Here is a 20,416-nt window from a genome sequence, read left to right as displayed (position 1 = left end):
GCCCCGGCCCCCGCGCGTAACCGAACCCGCATGCTAACGCGAAGCGGCGGGGACCTTATCGCCGGCGCCCGATGCGCCAGCGCCTCGCGCTGTCGTCTTCGCTTCGACGCCGCACGCGGCACGTCGTTCAAAACGCATTGCCCCGTCCTCGATACGCCCCCAGCGCATGAGCCGCAGGTCGCGCAGATAGCTCTGATAGAACACCCAGGGCTTGCGCCCGCCCTGCTTGGGCAACACTCCGGCCGCGCGCCGAATGTAGCCCGACGTGAGCCCGATGGCCGGCAACTCGCCATGCTCGCCGTCGCGCAATTGCGGTATGCACGTGTCGAAGCCATGCGCGTTCATGTGGTTGATGAGACGACACACATATTGGGCAATCAACTCGGCCTTGAGCGTCCACGACGCGTTCGTGTAGCCGAAGATCGAGGCGAGGTTCGGCACGCCGCTGTACATCATCCCCTTGTAGGCCACGGTATCCGCCAGCGCGACCGGCGCGCCGTCGACCGACAGGCGCGCACCGCCCATCAATTGCACGCGCAGGCCGGTGGCTGTCACGATGATGTCCGCGTCGAGCGACTTGCCGCTCGTTAGCGCAAGCCCCGTCGGCGTGAACGACGCGATCTCGTCGGTCACGATGCTCGCACGGCCGCTGCGCAGCGCCTTGAAGATGTCGCCATTGGGCGCGAGGCACAGACGCTGATCCCACGGGTTGTAGCGCGGCGAGAGGTCGCGCGCGATGTCGGCATGCCCGTGCGCCTGACGGGCGGCGCGCCGGATCAGCACGCGCCGGATGGCGTTTGGCCAGCGCCGCGCGGCATTGTAGAAGCCGAGCGTGACGAGCACGTTCTTCATGCGCACGACGCGGTGCGCGACGCCCGCCGGCAGCACGGCGCGCAACATCTCCGCGAGACCGTCGCGTTGCGGCATCGACAGGATGTAGCTGGGCGAGCGCTGCAGCATGGTCACGTGTGCGGCAGTGGGGGCCATGCTCGGCAGCAGGGTGACCGCCGTCGCGCCGCTGCCGATGATGACGACCCGCTTGCCGCGATAGTCGAGATCCCGGGGCCAGTGCTGGGGATGCACGACGATGCCGCCGAAACGGTCCATGCCCGGCCAGGTGGGCGCGTGACCGGCATCGTAGGCGTAATACCCGCTGCACATGAACAGGAAGCGGCACGTGAGCGATTGCGTGTCCCGCTGCCCGTCGGCATGGCTGCGTTCGACGTCGAGCGTCCAGCGGGCGAGGGCGGAGTCCCAGCGCGCTTCGCGCACCTTGTGACCGTAGCGAATGCGGGTATCGAGGCCTTCGGCGCGCGCGGCGTCCTTCAGGTAGTCGAGGATCTTGCCGCCGTCCGCGATGGCCTCATCGCTTGCCCAGGGCCGGAAGCTGAAGCCGAGCGTGAACATGTCGGAGTCGGAGCGCACGCCGGGATACCGGAACAGGTCCCATGTGCCGCCGAGCGACTGACGCGCTTCGAGCAGCGCAAACCGTGTGCCGGGGCAGCGTTCGCGCAGATAGTGTGCCGCGGCAATGCCGGAGAGCCCGGCGCCCACGATGATGACGTCGAGATCGGTCGTGGCGGAGGCAATGTCGGTGACAGCAGCGTTGCCGGTCATGGCGTTCTCCTCGGACGGTCGCTCATTCATTCACTCACTCACTTACTTATCGCTTACCCGGCGATTCGGCGGCGGCAGGACGCGCAGCATCGCGGCGTTGGCGCGGCGCACGCGCCATGGCGGTGCGCCGGTACAGCCGGACCACCAGCGCCTGGTAATACGCGCCGAGCAGCCGTGCGAGCTTGTCCACGCGTCGGGCGTCGGCGCCAACGAGCACGCGGCGCGCATTGCGCTCCACCCCCGCCAGGATCTGTCGTGCAGCGGCGTCCGGGCTCGTCACGTCGATGAGCCGGTTCGCCCGCTTGCGATGCGTGTGCGCGTCGAGCCCGGTGAATGCAGCCATGCTCTCGTCGATGCGCGAGGTCTGCACGATGTTGGTGGCCACGCCACCCGGATGCACGCATGTGCATGAGACGGGCGAGCGCGCCAGATCGAGCTCCATGCGCAGCGCTTCGGTAAAGCCCCGCACGGCGAACTTGCTCGCGTTGTAGGCGGACTGGGTGGGCATGGCGATGATGCCAAACAGGCTGGACGTATTGACGATATGGCCGTCGCCACTCGCCGTGAGCGCGGGAAGGAACGCCTGGGTGCCGTGTACGACGCCCCAGAAATTGATGTTCATCAGCCACTCGAAGTCCTCGTGCCGCGCGGTGGCCACCGGCACCGACAGCGAGACGCCCGCGTTGTTCAAGAGCAGGTTCACCTTGCCGTGGGCGGCGAGCGTGTCGTTTGCCCAGGCGAACACGGCCTGTCGATCGGCGACATCGAGCCGCTGCGACGTGACGCGCGCGCCGAGCGCCCGACACGCCTCGGCGGTGCGGGCGACGCTGGCTTCGTCGATGTCCGAGAGCGCGAGGTGGGCGCCGCGGCGCGCGAGTTCCAGCGCGAGCGAGCGCCCCATGCCCGAACCGGCCCCGGTGATGGCCGCTACCTTGTCCCTGAACGTCTTCATTGTGCGTCTCCCTGGATTCCCGCCGGGCAAAGTCCGAAGCGCGGCCAGCAGGTCGCTGGCGTGTCCGGCATCGACGGATGCCGACGCGGCATGACGGCTGACACCGGCTTTCGGCAACGTCCGGCAACGTCCGGCAAGCGTCGACAACTGATGGCCACGGGCGTGAGCGGTGGTACGTGTCGAGCGGCGAATGTGACGGCGCGTGTTGCCATAAGGGCGTCGCCTATAATTTGGTGTTGTGCGTCACCACTTTAGTTTTCCGCTTCCGTGATGTCAAATAACGAAATGGAACAAGGACTCGAATCGAAGGAAGCCGCCCCGGGTGAAGCGGCGTCTCGTGCGACCGACGGCCCGAGGGCGCGCGGGCGGCGCTATGGCGGCGTGGCGCAGGCCGAGCGCGAGTCGGCGCGTCGCACGGCGCTCATCGACGCGGCAACGCAGGTTTTCGGCACCGTAGGCTTTCGGCGCGCTACCGTGCGCGCGGTGTGCCGTCTGGCAAAGCTCAACGATCGGTATTTCTATGCGGCGTTCGAGAACCTGGAGGCCTTGCTGCAGGCGACCTACGCACACCACGCGCAGGCCCTGCTGCGCCAGTTGCAGACGACCATCGCCTCGAGTCCGCCCACGCTCGACGCGCGCATCGACGCTGGCCTGCACGCCTTCTTTTCGTTCCTGCGCAGTGCGCCCGCGGCGCGCGTGCTGCTGCTCGAAGTCATGGGCGTGAGTCCGCAGACGGATCTCGTCTATCAGCGCTATATCTTCGAATTCTCGAAGCTGATCCTGGGCATGGCCGATGCGCCGCCGCCGGCGCACGAGGAGGCGCAGGCGCAAGCGCGGATCGTCGGCCTGGCGCTCGTTGGTGCGATGACCCACGCCGGCACGGCGTGGGTGCTCGCCGGCTATCAGGACAGCGAAGCCCGCATGGTGGCGAGTTGCCGTCGCGTGCTGCGCGGCGCGCTGACGTGAATTCGCAAACGGCGCGGCTACAATACGTCTTTCGCATGACGCGCCGGGCGTGCACCTCGGCAAGCGTCGATGCTTCCCCATTTCTTACTCTCCAAAGGTCACAAATGACCACTATCGGAACCCCGCTGTCGCCGAGCGCGACGAAGGTCATGCTGTTGGGCGCCGGCGAACTCGGCCGCGAAGTGCTGATCGCGCTGCAGCGCCTCGGCGTCGAGACGATTGCCGTCGATCGCTACGAGAACGCGCCCGGCCAGCAACTCGCGCATCACTCGCGCACCATCACGATGACGGACCCCGAGCAGTTGAAGGCCCTTATCGAGGCCGAGAAGCCGGATCTCGTCGTGCCCGAAATCGAGGCGATTGCCACACCGATGCTCGAGGCGCTGGAGGCGGACGGCGTCGTGCGCGTAATCCCGACAGCGCGTGCGGCGCGCCTGACGATGGACCGCGAAGGCATTCGCCGTCTGGCCGCCGAGACGCTGGGGCTGCCCACGAGTCCGTATCGGTTCTGCGATTCGCTCGAGCAATTGCAGGCGGCGATCGACGGCGGCATCGGCTATCCGTGCATCGTCAAGCCGGTGATGAGCAGTTCGGGCAAGGGACAGAGCAAGATCGACGGCCCCGAGGACGTCAAGGCCGCCTGGGACCATGCGATGGCGGGCGGGCGCGTGAGCCACGGGCGCATCATCGTCGAGGGCTTCATCGACTTCGACTACGAGATCACGCTGCTGACCGTGCGCGCACGCGGTGCCGACGCGCAGATCGAGACACACTTTTGCGCGCCCATCGGCCACAAGCAGGTGAGCGGCGACTATGTCGAGAGCTGGCAGCCGCATCCGATGTCGTCGGTCGCGCTCGAGCGCGCGCGCGTGATTGCGCGCGAGGTCACGAACAACCTCGGGGGGCAGGGCATCTTCGGCGTGGAACTGTTCGTGAAGGGCGACGACGTGTGGTTCAGCGAAGTCAGTCCGCGCCCGCACGACACGGGCATGGTCACGATGATCACGCAGTGGCAGAACGAGTTCGAGTTGCATGCGCGCGCCATCCTCGGCTTGCCGGTCAACACCTCGCTCAAGACGCCGGGCGCCAGTGCGGTGATCTACGGCGGCGTGGATGCAACGGGAATCGTGTTCGACGACGTCGAGCGCGCGTTGCAGGTGCCGCGCACGGACCTGCGTCTGTTCGGCAAACCGGAGAGCTTCGTCAAGCGGCGCATGGGCGTGGCGCTCGCGTATGACGACGATCTCGACGTGGCGCGCCGCAACGCGCTCGAGGCCGCCAGTCGCGTGAAGCCGCGCGCGCTCTGAGCACACGCGCCGCGCGCCCGGCGCGAGGCGCCGGCCCAGGCGAGTCAGCAGGAAAGGCGCCGCGAGGCCTTTGCCCCGCGGCGTTTTTTTTGTTTTCATGGTTGTATGTTGCAACCATTAAGTTGTAATGTACAACCATGTGAAGCGAGGAGCGTATTCCCATGGCCGTCGATCCGTCTCTGGTGGAAGCGATTCGCGCCGTCTCGCGCGAAATGGTGCGCGAGCTGGGATTCATGGGCGGCGCGTTTGCCGGCACCGACCTGTCGCCGTCCGCGGTGCATGCGTTGATCGAAATCGAGAAGTGCAGCAGGCGAGGCAAGGCGGGAATTTCGGCGCGCGAGCTCGGCGTGTTGTTGCGACTGGAGAAGTCGAGCGTGAGTCGCATGCTGCGTAAGCTCGTGGCCTCCGGCGACGTGAAGGAGACGGCCGCCGCGCATGATGCTCGCGTCAAACTCCTGTCGCTGACGGCGGCTGGCCGCAAGCGTGTGGCGGCGGTCCATGCATACGCGCGGGCGCAGGTCGTCGAGGCGTTGGGACGTCTGAAGCCCAATCAGGGCCGCGCGGTGCTCGAAGACATGACGCTATACGCGCGCGCACTGGCCATCGCCCACGACGGCGACGCGAGCGCGGCGTATGCCGCACCGATCGAACTCGTGCGAGGCTACTGCCCCGGACTCATCGCTCGCATCACGGAAATGCACGCGCGCTACTACGCCCGCGAGGCGGGCTTCGGCCAGCGGTTCGAATCGGTCGTGGCGAGCGGTCTCGCAGCGTTCTGCGATCGTCTCGCGAATCCGCACAACGCGATCTGGACGGCGCGGCAAGCCGGCGAAATCGTCGGCTCGGTGGCGATCGACGGCGAGGACCTCGGCGAAGATTTCGGCAACAGCGCCGCGCATCTGCGCTGGTTCATCATCGACGACGGCGCGCGCGGCGCGGGGCTGGGGCAGAAGCTGCTGGACGCCGCAATGGCGTTCGTCGACGAGAAGGGGTTTGCGCAGACGCATCTCTGGACGTTCTCCGGTCTGCATGCGGCGCGACATCTCTACGAGACGAGGGGCTTTGTGCTCGTCGAGGAGAAGGCCGGCGAGCAATGGGGCAAGGCGGTGCTGGAACAGCGTTTTGTAAGGGGCCGGCCGTAATTCAGGCGCCATCGCCCGGCGAAGTCGCCGCGTCCGGGCTTGCGAAGGCATGAGCGGTGCTGCCTGCTGGCGCGGCGTCTTGTCTCAGGGCCGCTCCATCGTGATCATCTGCGTGCGGCCATGGGGCGCATCGAAGTCCAGCAACGGTCCGGTGGGCACAATGCCGGTCGGGTTGATCGCGCGATGGCTCTCGTAGTAATGGCGCTTGATGTGCGCGAAATTCACCGTGGCGGCGACGCCGGGTTGTTGATAGATGTCGCGCGTGTAGGCCGAGAGATTCGGGTAGTCCGCGATCCGTCTCAGGTTGCATTTGAAGTGACCGGCGTAGACGGCATCGAAACGGATCAGCGTGGTGAACAAACGGATGTCCGCTTCGGTCATGCGCTCGCCGGTGAGAAAACGTCGCGTGGCGAGGTGCGCCTCGAGCCAGTCGAGCGTCTCGAAGAGCGGCGTGACGGCTTCTTCATAGGCTGCCTGCGTCGTCGCAAACCCGGCCTTGTAGACGCCGTTGTTGAGCGCGTCGTAGATGCGTGCATTGAGCCCGTCGATTTCCTCGCGCAAGGCGAGCGGGTAGTAATCGCCCGGAATGGCGCCGAGACCGTCGAATGCGCTGTTGAACATGCGCAGGATCTCGGACGATTCGTTGCTCACGATCGTGCTGCTTCGCATATCCCACAGAACCGGGACGGTCACGCGTCCGGTGAACCTCGCGTCCGCGGTGAGGTAGATGTCGCGCAGGAAACGGGCATTGCGCACCGGATCGCCGGTGACTCCGGGGCCAGGGTCGAACGTCCAGCCGTCGTCGAGCATCAACCAGTTCACGACCGCGATGGGCACCATGTCCTGCAGGCCCTTGAGGGCACGCATGATCAGCGTGCGATGCGCCCAGGGACAGGCGTAACTGACGTAGAGTACGTAGCGATCGCGCTCGGCGGGAAAGCCGACGTCGCCGCTCGGACCGGGTGCGCCGTCGGGCGTGACCCAGCGCCGGAAGGTGGCGGGGCGGCGCTCGAAGCGCCCGCCGCTCGCGCGCGTGTCGTATCCGTCGGTGTGCCACTGTCCATCGACCAACAAACCCATTGCGTACCTCCGGATGGCTGCACAGAGAGACAAGGCTTCAGCATACCCGTAAACGAAAAAACCCCGCCTGAGCGGGGTTTTCATTTCGGACGCGCCCGAGGCGCTGTCCGAGGTGCATGGGTCGCAAGCGCGACCGCTCAGCGAATCATCCGAGGCTTACAGCGGCTGGATGTTGCTGGCCTGGCGGCCCTTCGGTCCCATCTTCACTTCGAAGCTCACCTTCTGGTTTTCCTGAAGCGACTTGAAGCCCTTCACTTGGATTTCCGAGAAGTGTGCGAAGAGGTCTTCACCCCCTTCGTCCGGCGTAATAAAACCAAAACCCTTGGCGTCGTTAAACCACTTGACGGTACCAGTTGCCATTTCTTAAATCCTTAAAGTTTTCAAATGAGCGAGCGAGAAGCTCAGCGAGCGCATGACATTAAAGCTGATCAGGTACAACCGAGGCGACGCAGAGGGCGACATTAGATGAACACAAGACTCGCCATACAACGTTCATGCACCCCCTTTTTTTACGGGAAAGGTGGGAAGGTGTCAAGCAGGGAAACTTTTAAATCCTTGATCCACGCCGGTTTCCGGCCATCTTTCGCTGCAATGCGACATTCAGTTGGTATTGCCGGACGACCGGTCTTGCCGACATCGAGATGTCATGCACGACGTTTAGGCGTTCGCATCGCTTCCGATGTGCCGGAACGGGGCGCCATGTGATGCCGGGCGCCGCAGGCCCATTGTCGGGCAGCATGCCGCCGATCCCGACGACGCGCACAACGACTTGCCGGAGTTCCATCGAGATGTCACTGCGCCACGCGGCCAGTCGCAAATCGGCGGGTGACGTCACGGCGTGGCGATGGGGCAGCCGTGGTTCACTATGACGCGGCACAACTTCATGCGCGCGCTCGCGCGTCATGACAAGCCGTCGGCCGAGCGCGCGGCAGACGGCGCATCATGGGTGAGCGGGCGGCACGAGATTTGTGCGATGCGGCACCCGTTTCATGCGGCGTACACGCAACGTAGGTATTTTCCCTAGGATTCGGCGCAAACCGCGCCACGACTTGATTTGCGGGCGGCACAATGCTTTCTCGCGACCCTTAAATTCGGTGAGCCAATGCCGTTAACGGCCTCATGGCTTCATCTCGGGCAGGAGTGCACGCGGCGCGTGTCTTCCGGTCCGGTGCATGCGACCCGGGGCATCACTGGGTGCAAAAGCACGATGCCGGGCAAGCACGCGATGCGGCCGCGAAGTGCCGCGCGTCTTCCGAGACCTTCCGTGGCAACCAACCAGGCACCGACGCTCGACTCTCTGCAATCGCTGCTGGCGACGGTTCAGCGCAACGAGCGTTCGCTAAAACGTTTTCAGGACATCGAACTGGCCCTGATGGGCGCGCCGGATTTCGGCCAGTTCCTGGAAGTGGTGCTCAATCGTCTGCGTCACGACTTCGACCTCATGGGCGTATGGCTGATGCTCGCCGAGGTCGACGACACGCTGCGCGACCTCATCGACACGGCCGAGGGCGCCCGCGCCCTCGATGCCGGCCTGTGCATCGCCCAGGACCCCGACACGTTCCAGGCGGTATGTGGCGACGGGCAACTCTGGATCGGTGCCCCGCGCGAGCGCCACGCGGCCTTGTTCGGCGCGCGCCCGCCCGCGAGCGCCGTGGTCATGCCGCTTGCCCGCAATGGCCGCTGCATGGGCGTGATCGCATTGGGCAGCCGCGATGCGCGACGCTTCGCTCCCGACATGGCCACGGACTTCCTCGAGCGCTTCGGGGCTGTCGTGGCGGTGTGCCTGGAGAACATGTGGAACCGCGAGCGCCTGAAGCGCATCGGGCTCACGGACCCGCTCACCGGCTTGTCGAACCGCCGCTATTTCGATCAGCGTCTGCGTGAGGAAGTGGTGCGCGGCGCGCGCTATGGAGCGCCGCTGGCGTGCCTGCTCATCGACATCGACCATTTCAAGCGAGTCAATGATAGCCACGGCCACGCAACGGGCGACCGTGCGTTGCGCGCCGCGAGCGTGTGCATGCGGGCGCAGTTGCGCGTGACCGATACGCTCGCGAGATACGGCGGAGAGGAGTTCGCCGCGCTGCTTGTGCAGACCGAGCAGAACTGGGCGGGAACGGTGGCAGAGCGTGTGCGCCGCGCGGTCAAGCGTCTCGAAGTGCCGGACGACGAAGGCGCGCTCGTGCCGCTCACCATCTCCATCGGACTGGCGAGCGTGGACCCGCGCGACATCGCCGACCCCGAAAGTCTTCCGATGCGCCTGCTCGGCGCCGCCGACGCGGCCCTGTATGCGGCCAAACGCGGCGGGCGCGATCGCGTCGTCGTCGCATCGGCGGCGAGCTTGCGCTGAGCCGCGCCCCCGGCGCGCCGCTATTGCGTGCTGAGCCAGCCGATCAGCAGCGACACCGTCACTACCGAGAGCACCGTGGACACCAGAATCGCGCGCGATGCGACGGCCGCCTCGCGCCCATACAACTGCGCCAGCATGAAAGGCCCCGTGCCGATGGGCAGCGCCGCGAGCAGCAGCGCGCTATGCGCCCACACCGCCGGCAGATCGAACACGCGAAACGCGAGCAGGGCGGTGATCGCGGGCTGAAACACGAGCTTCAGGCCGACGAGCCGCCCTACGGCCCGTGAGACGCGCGGCTGCCGGGCCGCGCCGCTGCTTTGCGCTAGAAACATGCCGATGGCAACCAGCGCACAGGGGCTGGCCGCGCCGCCGAGCAAGGTCGTGAAATGCACGACTGAATCGGGCAGCGTAATGCCCACGGCCGCCACCGCCATGCCGACAAGCGGCGAGACCACGAGCGGGTTACGCGCCAGGGCGCGCGAGACGAAGCCCGCGGTGCGACGCCAGTTCGGCGTGGCCTGCAGATCCGTCTCGATGATTGCGATCGAGATCGCGAAGAGTACGGTGGCGGTGAGCAGCATGGCCACCACGACCGCCGGCACGCTCGCAGGTCCGAACGCCACCAGACACAGCGGCAGTCCCATGAAGCCCGCGTTCGGATAGGCCGCACCCATGCCTTCGATGCTGGCGTCCGTCAGCCGCCCGCGCACGGCACGGTCGAGCAGGAACGAGAGCGCGAAGGTGGCGGCCATGCCGCCGCCGAACGCACCGAGAAAACCGGGGTTCACGAGCTCGGCCCACGTGATCTGCGCCATCGATTGGAACAGCACGGCGGGCAGCGCGAGATAGACGACGAAACGGTTAAGCGCGTCGAGCGCGGTCTCGCTCAGCCATGCGCGTCTCGCGCACACGTAGCCGAGGAAGATCAACCCGAAAACGGGCAGGGCGGCGGAGATGACGGCTTGCATGTCAGCGTGACTCCGCCAGGCGGGCGAGCCATTCGCGACGTGCGTTGCCGCCGTCGGCCTCGGTGTGCTCGCGTGCCGCGGTCTCGGCGCCTTGCACGTCGCCTGCCGCAATGCGCGCGACGATTTCGCCGTGCTCGTGCCAGACGACCTCCTGCATCGGCATGGCGTCGAGCGTGGCGGCCATGGCCCGCATGATGTGCGGCCATTGCGGCGCGAGCGTCTGCGCGATCAACGGGTTGCCCGAGGCGTCGTGCAGCGCGGTATGGAAAGCCACTTCCACGCGGACCTGATTGGCCATTGGCGTGCCTCGCGTCACGGCCATGCCGGCGGCGACCGCGGCGCGCAGACGGTCCAGTTCCGCGTTGCCGAGCGTGCCGCTCGCCATGCGTGTGGCCGCAAGGCGCGCTGCCAGCCCGTCGAGTGCCGTGCGGACCTGATAGAGCGCGCGCAGATGGTCGGCGTCGATTGGCGCCACTTCGAGGCCCTGGCGACCGCTGTCGCACACGAGGCCGTCGCGCTTGAGCAATTGCAACGCATGGCTGACCGGCTGACGCGAAACGCCCAGCGAGTCGGCCAGCTCGGCCTGTCGGATGCGCTCGCCGGGGGCCAGTGTGAGATCGGCGATGGCGTCGCGCAGGCGCGCGTACACCTGGTCGATCAGGACCGGCGTGCTCGCCAACGGCGCTAGCGGCGTCAAGGGCTCGAGCGGAGATAGCGAAGCGGCAGGAGCATCGACAGGGAGAGGGTCGGCGGGCGCGGGATTTGACATGGGCGGCCGGCAGTCCGCCGGTTGGTGTGATATCTGGAATTCCGAATTCTACGCCGATAGACGAAAAACCGGACGATTTTTTGCGAGAAGGGAAAGACGGCGGGACCGTGGGGGCGGCGGACGAGTCGCGACGCCTCGCTTTGCTGCGATGACTCGCTCGGCGGATTACTCGCTCGGATCGAGCTCCGGCGGCGAAATGGGCGCGGCGCGCGCGGGAACCTGAAGCAAGGCCTGCATGGTCGTGCGGGTGCGTTGCAGCCGGTGCGCGAGCGCCCAGGCGTCGGCCTCGCGCTCGAACAGGCCGACGACCAGGTGGCCCTCGCCGGCAAAACCGTCGGAGAACAGGCCGATGTTCTTGGCGATCATCTCGCTTGCGCGCTCGACCGACACGGTGTACTGACGTGGCGAGCGGTACTGATTGATGACGACGGCGAAGGCGCGGGAGAACGCGTCGGACATGCGAAAGCCTCCTCTGACGGCGGTGCGCAATGCCGGCGGCAAGTCGCAAATCGACGGCACTCACATGGCGTTGTACTTCCGGTGATTGTAGGCGATGCGCGCGCGGGGCGTCCGGATAAAACGATGACGGCCACTGGCGGGTTCGTCACGTAAAAAAATGCCGCCGAGCGGGGTCGGCGGCGCAACAGAGAGGGTGACAGCGCAACCGAAGTTGCCGTCGATCAGCTTAGGCCGGGGTGATGACAGCGGCATGACCGTCGGGTCGGGACGCTGCCGTCCGCACGAAGCCTGTTCGGGGGGAGGGGCTCGGGCGGCCGGGCCGGGGTTCGGCGGGGCCGTTCGCATGCCGCGACATTTTTCGGAAAAAGCACCCAGTGTGCCCGGTGCGCCCGGTGCGCCCGGTGCGCCCGCCAGCAGCCATTCCGTTAGTCGACGTGCGTCCAAGCGTGCGCAGGCTACACGAGCACGGGCAGCGCTTCCACGACCAGCAAGGCCACGAGAGCCCCGACCATCGCGCCCACCGCCCGCAGGCTGTAGCGCGTTGCACGGGTGGTGGCCGGGATACCGCCGACCAGTAGCGCACCGGCCACTGCCATCGGCAGGAACAACGTCAGGTCGTAAAGATTGAAGTGGAATGTGGGCATCTTTGTTGTCTCCTCGCCTGAATTGCCATTCCACTATAGGACGGCAGCGAGGGATGCCCAAGTTTGGTGCTGTGCAGCATGTTGCGGCGCCGCCAATGACGCGTCAGTCGTCCTGCCGCACGGCGTGCATCTTGCGCCGGGCGTTCCATATGGCCATGTCCTTGCGCGTCGGTACGCGCTCGTTCACGCTCATATCCGCGGGCTGCGCGTGCGCGGACGGGATAGCGGCGCCGGTCGCTTCGCTGCGCGCCTGCACCATCATGACGAGCGTAAACAGCGAGGCGGCAAGCGCCAGCAGAATCAGCTTCATAAAGGCCCCCGGGTGAATCTCTGGTATCTGATCGATGTCATGCATCGCCCTCGTCCTGGCCGCTCTCGAAACGGCGAGCGTGCCGGCGATGGCGCGATGCTTCTGTTTTTGCACGAATGGAACCGCACTACGGGACTGCACTACAGGACTACAGAGTGGCGTGGCCGGGCGAATGCCGGTGCGTCGGCTGCGCGGCGTTCTGCCATGCGCGACGCATCATAGCCGGCGATTATGACAGCGCTGGTGGCGGTAAAAAATTTCATCAACGCTCAGGTCGCCACGGCATCCCGCCCTTTAACGTATAGCGACGCCCGCCGCGAAAAGTTTAGAAATCGTGACAGTTTTTTTTCATTTCACGGCCGCGCGGCGAACGCAGGACGAACGCAAGATGAAAGCCGGGCGAACGCGAGGCGCCAGCGCCGTCGCGAAAGGCGAGGCCGCCCGCCGGAACCTCCCGGAGAGCGGCCCGCCTTACAGCTCAGGGTCAGGGTTGGGGCGAGACGCCATCGGCGCGCGCGCCCGACCCGCGCCGCCGGGCGTTCTCCGGCAGCGCCACGGCGGCCAGCGAGGCGAGCGCCGCGGCGGCCTGCGCGATCTCATGCATCGTGTCAGGCAAAGTGCCGAGCGCGACGGCCAGTCCCGTGATTCCCGCCCAGGTTGACGGCTCGAGCAGCCGCGAGAGAATGAAGCTCATGATCCGTCTCCCGGCGGCGCGTCGAGCGTGGTCCTGCCGCTGAAGTAGAACCTGGACATGTCGATGTTCGAGACGCTCGCGCGCTGGCCCAGACCCTCGTGTGCCGCGTTGGCGAGCACCCCGTTGTCCTGATCGATGGTCCAGGTAAACAGACCGCCTAGCCCGTTGCGGCGAACGTATTCTCCCTTGGCTCGCACGGTGCGCGGCGTGTCGAGCGACATGAACAGCCCGCTCGAGGGCTGGTACAGGAAGTCCGCATCGGCGATCGTGTCGGTGTACAGCACGAAGCCGTTGCGCGCGGCCCCGCCTTCGAGATCGAGATAGTTCGTCAGCACGTCGTAGTATTCCGTCGAGCCCGATTCGAAGGTGCCGGTCGTGATGCCGTCCCCGGGCGAGTAGGTCCCGGCCAGCGGCGACACCTGCGCGATCTGCGCCTGGCAGGCGTTGCGCGAGTACGCCGCGTACCCGATGTGCACCTTGGCGAGCGGCACGCCGGCCTGGCGCAGCCAGTTCACCGCGCGGTCGATCGAGAAACGGTCGGCCGCCGTGGGATCGGTGTCGTGCAGATTGGTGTGATGCCCGAGCGTCGGCGCCCAGGGCGTGCCGAAGAAGTCGTAGGTCATCAGGTTGATGCGAGACACGCCTGCGGCCAGCAGGCCCGGCAAGTTCGCTTTCTCCATGTCGGCGACGCTCGCCGAGGCCGCAATCGAGATCTGCACGTCCTTGCGGCCGGCCGCCGTGAGCGCCTTCTTCAGGTCAGCCACGAGCGCGGCGTAGTTTGCGCCGTCCGAGTCGTCGTAGACGTTGCCCGTGTTGCCTGGCGAGCCCGGGTATTCCCAGTCGAGGTTGATCTCGCTGAACATCGGAAAGCGCTTGAGCAGGTCGACCACGCTCGCGCAGAACGTCTTGCGCCGCGAAGCGCTCGCCGCCATGCCGTGGAAGGCCTGGCTCATCGTCCATCCGCCGATGGCCAGCGCCAGCTTGAGCGCCGGGTTCTTCGCGTGCAGCAGCCGCAGCCCGCCCAGCACGCCCTGGGCGCGCGACTGCTGGAACATCGGCATCACGTCGTTGCCGACCCAGCCCGAGAAGCCGCAATTGCGGTAGGCGAGCACGTCGCCCCAACTGTCGACGAACGTCGCCTGATCGGGGCGACGGGAAAAATCCACGGCGGCGCGCGCGATCGTCTGCGCCTTCTCGCCCGCGTCGCCGACAATGCCGGCGAAGCCGACGATCAGCCGGTCGTATGCGAACGGGTCGAGCAGCATGAGGTCGACACCGCGGCCCGCGGCTTCGTTGCTGAAGTCGCCGTCGAGCCGCCCGTCGTATTGCGACCAGTCGGTGTAGTAGCCGGACAGCTCGAAGGCGTTCTTCGAGTAGCGGTTGTAGACGCGGCGCGCCATGCGCGCGGAGGTGTACGAAAGTTGTGTCGTACTCGTCGACGGATCGAAGCCGTTTTGTGCGTAAGTCGTCTGCGTGGCGCCATCGTGAGGATCGGCGGCGTACACGAGTTCGCCGGGCGTTGCGCCGCGCAGCGGGGGCTGCGGGGGGAGCGGTGCGGCGGTGCCGGTGACGTTGTTGGTGACGGTGTCGGCAAGGGTGGCCGCACGCGGGCGGCCCTGCATCGTGGTGTCGGACATGGCATGACTCCTGAGAGTGAGTGGATCGGCGCCGTGGCCGCGGCGCAAGTATCGCGGCAGTGGCACGATCAGCGTCGCGGCGGTTCAGCGCCCCGGCCAGCGCAAACGGCGTGTCAGGCACGTCAGCCACGCGCTTGCCGAGCGCCGGCAGGTACGCAGCCAGACGAGGCGGCGCGGCTCGCGGGCGCCGGTGACAGGCGCGGCGGCACAAGCCATGTCGTTGCAGGGCACGAAGCGATAGCCCCGGCGGGGCACCGTCACGATGTGCCGCTGCAGACCGAGCGGGATCAGCCTGCGGCGCAGCCGTGACACGACCTGCATGAGATTGGTGTCGTCCTGGTCGGGGCGGTCGGGCCAGAGCAGCGCGATGAGCGCACGTTTGTCATGCACGACGCCGGGCGGCGAGTGCAGCGCGCACCATAGTCGGTACTCGATCTGCGGAATGCGCACGGCCACGCCGTGACGATGCACTTCGCCGTGACCGTCGCGCGCCACGCAGTGCTGCAGCGCATGGTCAGGCGACGCCGTCGCGAAATGGTCTGCCCGCGGGTCGACCCCCGGGTCGGCCCGCGCGTTGGTCCACTGGTCGAGCCGCCGGTCGGTCCGATGGTCGGTCCGGTGGTCGGTTCGGTGATCGGTTCGGTGATCGGGCCGAGCCGAGCCGTCGTGCAGGGCATCGTGCCGGTCACCGTCTGCGGCGACACCGGAAGCGGGGCATCGCGCCGGCGACGTGTGCGATCGCCCATCCGCGCGCGGCGCGTCGAAGCGGTAGCCCACGCGCGCGACGGTCACGATGGTGCGCTCGAGGCCGAGCGGGGCGAGCGAGCGTCGTAGGCGCGAGACGAGCTGCACGAGCGCGGCGTCTTCCATCCATTGCGCACGGCGACCCCACAGCGCCTCCATCAGCGCACGCTTGCCCCATGCGGTGCCGGCGCGCGCCGAGAGCAGCAAGAGCAGACGCTTTTCCTGCTCGGACAATCGTGCCGCGATGCCGTCGCGTTGCACGAGATTGGTGACTTCGTCGAGATTGAAAGGTGACATCGGCATGGCGCGCTCCTTGTCGGGAATCCGGGAGGCCAACCGTAGCCATGCGCGTTCGCCTGTCGCAAGGCAACAAGCGCATCAAAGGTACGCGCGACCCGTGCCTTTGACCGCGGCGAACGTGCCGCAGCGGCGATGGCGCGCACGCCTCGCTCGTCGCGTGCCGGGCGGTGTCACGCGCCGCGGTGCGAGGTAAGATAGACGCCATCCGGCGCCATCCACCACCGTCTGCCACGCAGGTTGCGACCAAGGCGCTGAGGACCCACTTCTCGAACACTCCCGGACTTCGCCATGCTCGAACTCATTTCCGAACACCGCTGTTTCGGTGGCGCGCAACGTTTCTATCGTCACGACTCGACAGCCATCGGCCTGCCAATGCGCTTTTCGGTGTTTGTGCCGCCGCAAGCGCGCGACGACCGCGCGGTGCCGGCGCTGTTCTACCTCGCGGGACTCACATGCACGGAAGAGACGTTCATGATCAAAGGCGGCGCCCAGTGGCTCGCCGCCGAGCATGGCGTGGCGCTGATCGCCCCGGACACCAGTCCGCGAGGTGCGGGTGTTCCCGGCGAGACGGACGCTTGGGATTTCGGTGTCGGCGCGGGCTTTTATCTCGATGCGACCCAGGCGCCGTGGTCGACGCACTACCGCATGTACAGCTATGTCGCCGACGAACTCTACGCGCTCGTGACGCGCACGCTGCCCATCGATGCACAACGCATTGGCATCTTCGGTCATTCGATGGGCGGCCATGGCGCGCTGACGCTCGCCCTGCGCAATCCTGACAAATTCCGTTCCGTGTCGGCATTCGCGCCGATTGCCGCGCCGATGCAGTGTCCGTGGGGCGAGAAGGCATTCACGCGTTACCTCGGCGCGGATCGCGAGGCCTGGCGCCAGTACGATGCGAGCGAGTTGATCGCGCAGGCGGGGCGGGCGGTGTTCCCGGGCGGCATTCTGATCGATCAGGGACTCAACGACCAGTTTCTCGAGGCGCAACTGCATCCGCACCTCTTCGAGCGTGCATGCCGCGAGGCGGGGCAACCGCTCAATCTGCGCCGTCACGACGGCTACGACCACGGCTATTACTTCATCCAGACGTTCATGGCCGATCATCTCTCGCATCACGCCGAACATCTGCGCGCGTACTGACCGGCCGGGGCGCGCGCGCCCGGACTTCTGCCCGGAATGCCTCCAGGCGACGCAGCGTCGGTTCAGACCGGCCGCGCCTCGTAGTGGCGCGGCGGCGCGACGATCTGGTCCTGCGCCTGCACGATCTCCAGTTCGTAACGGCCGGCGAGATGCGTGACGTTGAGCACCGCGTCGACGGCCGCGAGCGTGTGCTCGAACGCGGCGCGAATCGAGTCGCCCCTGAGCAGCCGCGCGAGAAAGATACCCGAGGTGAGGTCGCCCACGCCCACCGGCTGGCGCGCGAACGGGTAGAGCGGGCGCGAGCCGTGCCACGCCTCTTCGCGGGTCACGACGAGCATGTCGAAACGATCCGCCGGCTTGCCCGAAAATTCGAGATGCTTGACGAGCACCACCTTCGGCCCGCGCGCGAGCAGCGCGCGGCAGGCCAGCACGGCGTCGTCGAACGTATTGACCGGATGCTGCGCGAGCTTTTCCAGCTCGAGGTGATTCGGCGCCATGATGTCGGCCGCCTCGGGCATGTGGTCGACGAGGTATTGCTCGATGCCCGGCTTCACGCGGCATCCTTTCTCGGGATGCCCCATCACCGGATCGCACAGGTAGATGGCCGCCGGATTGGCCTGCTTGACGCGCTGCACCGCCGCGAGCACAAAGCCGGCCTGCTCGGGGGCGCCCAGGTAGCCCGAGAGTACGGCGTCGCAATTGCCCAGCTCACCGATGTCCGCAATGCCTTGCACGAGGCGCAGGATCTCGTCGCTGGGCAGCGCCTGGCCCGTCCATTTGCCGTATTGCGTGTGATTCGAGAACTGTACGGTGTTGATCGGCCAGACGTTGACGCCGAGACGGCGCATCGGGAACTCGGCGGCGCTGTTGCCGGCATGGCCGAACACCACGTGCGATTGGATGCTGAGGATGTTTTTCATCATGACGAGAGCGAGGCAAAGATTGACGCCCGCGAGCGGCGCGTTCCCATCCGAGGACGAGGCCGTGCCGGGCGCGGGCGTCGTGGGGCGCGTCGGCGGGAATGTCCGGCGTGTGCGACGCCGCGACGCTCCCGCCGTTCGGCCGCTTACTTCTTGGCCGAGATGATCGCGTCGGCCACGTTCTTCGGGGCTTCGGCGTAGTGCTTGAACTCCATGGTGTAGGTGGCGCGGCCCTGGGTGAGCGAGCGCAGCGACGTCGAATAGCCGAACATTTCGGACAGCGGGACTTCGGCGCGCACGATCTTGCCGCCGCCCACGATGTCGTCCATGCCCTGCATGATGCCGCGACGCCCGGACAGGTCGCCCATCACGTTGCCCATGAATTCCTCGGGCGTCTCGACTTCCACGGCCATCATCGGCTCGAGCAGCACCGGGTCGGCGCGGCGCATGGCTTCCTTGAACGCCATCGAGCCGGCCATGCGGAACGCGTTTTCGTTCGAGTCCACGTCATGGTAGGAACCGAAGGTGAGCGTGACCTTCACGTTGACGACCGGGTAGCCTGCCACCACGCCGCTGTTGAGCGTGTCGCGAATGCCCTTGTCCACGGCCGGAATGTACTCTCGCGGCACCACGCCGCCCTTGATGGCGTCGACGAACTCGTATGGTTTTTCGGGGTCCGGCTCGAGCGTGATCACCACGTCGCCGTACTGGCCGCGTCCGCCCGACTGCTTGACGAACTTGCCCTGCACGTCCTCGACTTTCTTGCGCACCGTCTCGCGATAGGCCACTTGCGGCTTGCCGACGGTGGCCTCCACGCCGAACTCGCGGCGCATGCGATCGACGAGAATTTCCAGATGCAGCTCGCCCATGCCGGAGATGATGGTCTGTCCCGATTCCTCGTCTGTCTGCACGCGAAACGACGGATCTTCCTGTGCCAGACGATTGAGCGCGAGGCCCATCTTCTCCTGGTCGCCCTTGGTCTTCGGCTCCACGGCCTGCGAGATCACCGGCTCGGGGAACTCCATCTTCTCCAGAATGATGACGTTCGCCGGATCGCACAGCGTGTCGCCGGTCGTGGCTTCCTTCAGGCCCACGGCCGCGGCGATGTCACCCGCGCGCACCTCCTTGATCTCCTGGCGCGTATTCGCGTGCATCTGCAGAATGCGGCCCAGGCGTTCCTTCTTGCCCTTGAGCGGGTTGAGCACGGTGCCGCCCGACTCGATCACGCCGGAATACACGCGGAAGAAGATCAGCTGGCCGACGAACGGGTCGGTCATGATCTTGAAGGCCAGAGCCGAGAACGGCTCGTCGTCGGAGGGATGGCGCTCGACTTCCTTGTCGTCTTCGTCGTGGCCGGCAATGGCGGGCACGTCGACAGGCGAGGGCAGGTAATCGATCACGGCGTCGAGCATGGCCTGCACGCCCTTGTTCTTGAACGCGGTGCCGCACAGCATGGGCACGATTTCGCCCGCCACGGTGCGCTTGCGCAGGCCTTCCTTGATCTCCGCTTCGCTGAGCGTGTCGCCGCCGAGGTATTTCTCGAGCAGCGCCTCATCGGCCTCGGCCGCCGCCTCGATCATCTTCTCGTGCCATTCCTGCGCGGTATCCCTGAGGTTCTCGGGAATGTCGATGTACTCGAACTTCACGCCTTTGGACGCCTCGTCCCAGACGATGCCCTTCATCTTCACGAGATCGACCACGCCCTGGAAGTTGTCCTCGGCGCCGATGGGGATCTGGATCGGCACGGCGTTGCCGCGCAGACGCTCGTGGATCTGCTTGTGCACGCGGAAGAAGTCGGCGCCCACGCGGTCCATCTTGTTGACGAACGCGATGCGCGGCACCTTGTATTTGTTGGCCTGGCGCCAGACGGTTTCCGACTGCGGCTGCACGCCGCCGACCGAGTCGTACACCATGCACGCGCCGTCGAGCACGCGCATCGAGCGCTCGACCTCGATCGTGAAGTCGACGTGGCCCGGCGTGTCGATGATGTTGATGCGATGTTCGGGATAGTTGCCGGCCATGCCGCGCCAGAAGCAGGTGGTCGCGGCCGACGTAATGGTGATGCCGCGCTCCTGTTCCTGCTCCATCCAGTCCATGGTGGCAGCGCCTTCGTGGACTTCGCCGAGCTTATGGTTGACGCCGGTGTAGAACAGGATGCGCTCTGTCGTCGTCGTCTTGCCAGCGTCGATGTGAGCGCTGATGCCGATGTTTCGGTAGCGCTCGATGGGGGTCTTTCGGGCCACAGTACACCTCTTTTCCAGACGGTGGGGAAAAAGCATAGCAGCAGCCATCATACTCCAATGTCGCAATGCCGCGCTGGGCTCGGCATCGCCCCCAAGACCAGCAGCCACGGGGTTTTCGGCGCGTGCTGGCGGCGCCGCGGCGCGTCGGCGTGGTGGCGGCGGCGCCGCACTGGC

General features: G+C 66.4%; 20 protein-coding genes. 5 read left to right on the top strand and 15 right to left on the bottom strand.

Going from position 1 to position 20,416, the window contains the following annotated elements:
* Positions 1-33: 33 nt before the first annotated feature.
* Positions 34-1,617 (bottom strand): flavin-containing monooxygenase, encoded by a 1,584-nt coding sequence (locus CDN36_RS02045; RefSeq protein WP_287495876.1) that lies wholly within the window; start codon positions 1,615-1,617, stop codon positions 34-36.
* Positions 1,618-1,663: 46 nt separating this feature from the next.
* Positions 1,664-2,569 carry an SDR family NAD(P)-dependent oxidoreductase gene (locus CDN36_RS02040; RefSeq protein ID WP_287495875.1) on the bottom strand — a complete coding sequence of 302 codons (906 nt, stop codon included), beginning with the start codon at positions 2,567-2,569 and terminating at the stop codon, positions 1,664-1,666.
* A 270-nt stretch (positions 2,570-2,839) separates the two neighbouring features.
* Here CDN36_RS02040 and CDN36_RS02035 point away from each other — a divergent pair, with 270 nt between their 5' ends.
* The 3 genes from CDN36_RS02035 (at position 2,840) to CDN36_RS02025 (ending at position 5,984) form a co-directional block, all read left to right on the top strand.
* Entirely contained in the window at positions 2,840-3,535 is a 696-nt protein-coding gene (locus CDN36_RS02035; RefSeq protein ID WP_150556901.1) for a TetR/AcrR family transcriptional regulator, read from the top strand.
* Positions 3,536-3,639: 104 nt separating this feature from the next.
* Positions 3,640-4,842 carry a formate-dependent phosphoribosylglycinamide formyltransferase gene (gene purT / locus CDN36_RS02030; protein ID WP_287495874.1) on the top strand — a complete coding sequence of 401 codons (1,203 nt, stop codon included), beginning with the start codon at positions 3,640-3,642 and terminating at the stop codon, positions 4,840-4,842.
* A gap of 161 nt (positions 4,843-5,003) precedes the next feature.
* Positions 5,004-5,984, top strand: coding sequence for a bifunctional helix-turn-helix transcriptional regulator/GNAT family N-acetyltransferase (locus CDN36_RS02025; protein ID WP_287495873.1), 981 nt, complete (start codon positions 5,004-5,006; stop codon positions 5,982-5,984).
* Between the two features lie 84 nt (positions 5,985-6,068).
* On the opposite strand, the gene CDN36_RS02020 is transcribed toward CDN36_RS02025, so the two are convergent.
* Together CDN36_RS02020 and CDN36_RS02015 are read right to left on the bottom strand one after the other, a co-directional pair.
* Positions 6,069-7,064 (bottom strand): glutathione S-transferase family protein, encoded by a 996-nt coding sequence (locus tag CDN36_RS02020; protein WP_287495872.1) that lies wholly within the window; start codon positions 7,062-7,064, stop codon positions 6,069-6,071.
* A gap of 156 nt (positions 7,065-7,220) precedes the next feature.
* Positions 7,221-7,424, bottom strand: coding sequence for a cold-shock protein (locus CDN36_RS02015; RefSeq protein WP_150556897.1), 204 nt, complete (start codon positions 7,422-7,424; stop codon positions 7,221-7,223).
* A gap of 904 nt (positions 7,425-8,328) precedes the next feature.
* On the opposite strand from CDN36_RS02015, the gene CDN36_RS02010 reads away from it, so the two are divergent.
* Entirely contained in the window at positions 8,329-9,411 is a 1,083-nt protein-coding gene (locus tag CDN36_RS02010; protein ID WP_244958203.1) for a GGDEF domain-containing protein, read from the top strand.
* A 20-nt stretch (positions 9,412-9,431) separates the two neighbouring features.
* Here the strand turns inward: CDN36_RS02010 and CDN36_RS02005 are convergent, their stop codons facing one another.
* From CDN36_RS02005 to CDN36_RS01965, 9 genes are all read right to left on the bottom strand, one after another.
* Positions 9,432-10,379, bottom strand: a complete 948-nt coding sequence (locus CDN36_RS02005) for an AEC family transporter (protein WP_150556896.1) — start codon at positions 10,377-10,379, stop codon at positions 9,432-9,434.
* Position 10,380: 1 nt separating this feature from the next.
* Complete coding sequence (locus tag CDN36_RS02000; RefSeq protein WP_287495871.1) at positions 10,381-11,076, bottom strand: GntR family transcriptional regulator; 696 nt, start codon at positions 11,074-11,076, stop codon at positions 10,381-10,383.
* 237 nt (positions 11,077-11,313) lie between these two features.
* Positions 11,314-11,607 (bottom strand): hypothetical protein, encoded by a 294-nt coding sequence (locus CDN36_RS01995; RefSeq protein WP_150556894.1) that lies wholly within the window; start codon positions 11,605-11,607, stop codon positions 11,314-11,316.
* Positions 11,608-11,667: 60 nt separating this feature from the next.
* Complete coding sequence (locus CDN36_RS01990) at positions 11,668-11,859, bottom strand: hypothetical protein (protein ID WP_150556893.1); 192 nt, start codon at positions 11,857-11,859, stop codon at positions 11,668-11,670.
* Between the two features lie 203 nt (positions 11,860-12,062).
* The gene (locus tag CDN36_RS01985) at positions 12,063-12,251 is read right to left on the bottom strand and encodes a hypothetical protein (RefSeq protein ID WP_287495870.1); all 189 of its coding nucleotides are present in this window, start codon (positions 12,249-12,251) and stop codon (positions 12,063-12,065) included.
* 103 nt (positions 12,252-12,354) lie between these two features.
* Complete coding sequence (locus CDN36_RS01980; protein ID WP_150556891.1) at positions 12,355-12,561, bottom strand: hypothetical protein; 207 nt, start codon at positions 12,559-12,561, stop codon at positions 12,355-12,357.
* A gap of 484 nt (positions 12,562-13,045) precedes the next feature.
* Positions 13,046-13,255: a hypothetical protein gene (locus tag CDN36_RS01975; protein ID WP_287495869.1), complete on the bottom strand. Its 210-nt coding sequence runs from the start codon at positions 13,253-13,255 to the stop codon at positions 13,046-13,048.
* Complete coding sequence (locus tag CDN36_RS01970; RefSeq protein WP_287495868.1) at positions 13,252-14,892, bottom strand: glycoside hydrolase family 18 protein; 1,641 nt, start codon at positions 14,890-14,892, stop codon at positions 13,252-13,254. Before CDN36_RS01970 ends, CDN36_RS01975 begins: the two co-directional genes overlap by 4 nt.
* An 84-nt stretch (positions 14,893-14,976) precedes the next feature.
* The gene (locus tag CDN36_RS01965; RefSeq protein WP_287495867.1) at positions 14,977-15,939 is read right to left on the bottom strand and encodes a winged helix-turn-helix domain-containing protein; all 963 of its coding nucleotides are present in this window, start codon (positions 15,937-15,939) and stop codon (positions 14,977-14,979) included.
* 285 nt (positions 15,940-16,224) lie between these two features.
* Here CDN36_RS01965 and fghA point away from each other — a divergent pair, with 285 nt between their 5' ends.
* Positions 16,225-17,079: an S-formylglutathione hydrolase gene (gene fghA / locus CDN36_RS01960; RefSeq protein ID WP_150556888.1), complete on the top strand. Its 855-nt coding sequence runs from the start codon at positions 16,225-16,227 to the stop codon at positions 17,077-17,079.
* A 62-nt stretch (positions 17,080-17,141) separates the two neighbouring features.
* On the opposite strand, the gene pdxY is transcribed toward fghA, so the two are convergent.
* Both pdxY and fusA read right to left on the bottom strand, forming a co-directional pair.
* Positions 17,142-17,999, bottom strand: coding sequence for a pyridoxal kinase PdxY (pdxY, locus tag CDN36_RS01955; RefSeq protein WP_150556969.1), 858 nt, complete (start codon positions 17,997-17,999; stop codon positions 17,142-17,144).
* A 146-nt stretch (positions 18,000-18,145) separates the two neighbouring features.
* Positions 18,146-20,242, bottom strand: a complete 2,097-nt coding sequence (gene fusA, locus CDN36_RS01950; RefSeq protein ID WP_150556887.1) for an elongation factor G — start codon at positions 20,240-20,242, stop codon at positions 18,146-18,148.
* Between the last annotated feature and the right edge of the window lie 174 nt (positions 20,243-20,416).

The sequence above is a fragment of the Pandoraea sp. CB10b_02 genome (genome assembly GCF_002216225.1).
GTDB lineage: Bacteria > Pseudomonadota > Gammaproteobacteria > Burkholderiales > Burkholderiaceae > Pandoraea > Pandoraea nosoerga.
This window is presented reverse-complemented; position numbering and strand designations above follow the sequence as displayed.